The organism is Paenibacillus sp. VTT E-133280, from assembly GCF_002264385.1.
Lineage (GTDB): Bacteria > Bacillota > Bacilli > Paenibacillales > Paenibacillaceae > Paenibacillus_AQ > Paenibacillus_AQ nitricinens.
The window spans coordinates 1-1969 of the sequence record NZ_NFUX01000151.1; the positions used below are offsets into that span (position 1 = coordinate 1).

At 44.4% G+C, this 1969-nt stretch carries 2 protein-coding genes; both read left to right on the forward strand.

Annotation, left to right across the window (positions count from 1 at the left end; translation table 11 throughout):
- Positions 1–50 precede the first annotated feature (50 nt).
- Positions 51–1106 (forward strand): 50S ribosomal protein L11 methyltransferase, encoded by a 1056-nt coding sequence (prmA, locus tag CA600_RS30500; RefSeq protein WP_094874821.1) that lies wholly within the window; start codon positions 51–53, stop codon positions 1104–1106.
- A 2-nt stretch (positions 1107–1108) separates the two neighbouring features.
- Positions 1109–1792 (forward strand): site-2 protease family protein, encoded by a 684-nt coding sequence (locus tag CA600_RS30505; RefSeq protein WP_094874822.1) that lies wholly within the window; start codon positions 1109–1111, stop codon positions 1790–1792.
- Positions 1793–1969 lie beyond the last annotated feature (177 nt).

Here is a 1969-nt window from a genome sequence, read left to right on the forward strand (position 1 = left end):
TAAATCAATGAAGCAAATGCTCACAAAACTTTTAGGAGGATTACATAAAGATGTTATGGCATGAAGTGACGATACATACAACAGAAGAAGCACAGGAAATGATTTCGAATTTTTTATATGAAGCTGGTGCAGGTGGAGTTTCTATCGAGGAATCCGGCACACTGAATAAAGAACGGGATACACGTTACGGTGAATTGTACGACCAACCTTTGAATGATATTCCAGAAGGGGAAGCGGTCATAAAGGGTTATTATGCCGATTCCACAGATATGGATGCTGTTATAGAAGAATTGACTCCACGGGTAGCCGAATTACATGAGTACGGGATTGATCCAGGCAAAGCGTTGATTTCTTGGAAGACTGTGGATGAAGACGAATGGGCGCATGCTTGGAAGCAATATTTCAAACCGCTGCGGGTATCGGAGCGTCTCACCATTAAACCAACCTGGGAGGAATATACGCCTGAGAGTCCGGATGAAGCCATCATTGAGATCGACCCTGGCATGGCATTTGGTACTGGGACTCACCCTACAACAGCTCTGTGCCTCCGTGCACTTGAAAAGAATATTAGCGGCGGTGAAGAAGTTATCGATGTCGGTACAGGTTCAGGAATTCTGGCTGTAGGTGCGATGCTGCTAGGTGCAAAATCTGTATTGGCCTTAGATTTAGATCCGGTGGCTGTGGAAAGTGCACGGGAGAATGTAGCCCTTAACAAGCTTGAATCGTCCATAACGGTAAAAGAGAGCGATCTTCTGTCGCTGCTGGGCGGGGAAGGTGTAGCTGATACAGCGGCTGGAGAGATGTGGCCATCCGCTAGACCTGGTCACTCACTAGAAGGAGCCGTTCCTGCTAAGCAAGAGCAAGAAGGCAGCCTTGGCGTGACATTACCTGTACAAATTGTAGTTGCGAATATTTTGGCGGAAATCATCGTATTGTTTACGGATGATGTATACCGCGCGCTTCAGCCTGGAGGCCTCTACATTACCTCAGGTATATATAAAGATAAAGAAGGACTTGTGGCGAACGCGCTGAAAGCGTCTGGCTTTGAGATTATTGAAATATCCCGTGAAGAAGATTGGGTGGCATTTACAGCCGGAAAGAGGTAAAAATGGATATATTGCAAAGTATAATTCGAGTAGATTTAGATCAGCTTCCTTTCCTGCTCATTACAATTTTAATTGCTTTTACAGTACATGAATTCAGTCATGCTTATTTCGCGAATAAGTTCGGGGACCCAACAGCAAGATTACTTGGCCGCATGACGCTTAACCCTGCTGTTCATTTCGATTTCTTTGGTATTTTGCTGCTGCTAGTTGCTGGCTTCGGTTGGGCGCGTCCGGTTCCGGTAAACCGCGATAACTTTAGTCGTCCTCGTCTCATGGGAGTCATCGTGTCGGCTGCGGGACCAATCAGTAACCTGCTCTTAGGAATTATTGGTGCTATAATATACGGTGCACTTGCGGCAACTGGAGTTCTGGATAATATCTCGAATGATCGCATGCTCGAGGCTGTATACTTATTCTTTGGTACCTTCATTCAATGGAACTTCTTTCTGTTTCTGTTCAATCTTATTCCGCTGCCGCCGCTGGATGGCTATCGGATTGTGGAAGATATTGCCCCACGTTCGATCCGCGGCAAATTACAGCAATTTGAACAATGGGCTGTATTCCTCTTTTTATTAATTCTGTTTATTCCTGGGCTACGGACGTTTACAATTGATCCGCTTGCAGGCTGGGCTAGTGAAATGTCGAGAACATTTGTACAGCTGTCTCTAAGAATTTTTGGCAGCTAAGGCAAGGAATGAAGTCTGTTCAACCTTTGTCAAACATTGTATTATGTAATTTGATCAAAATTTGATCATTAATTTTCGCTTGACCGAACCTTATATTTCTTGAAGAAACGGGTGACGTCCTTATAAGGGCGACTAAGCCGTTTCTTCAAATATAAGAAAGTATAAGTTTCACACTAT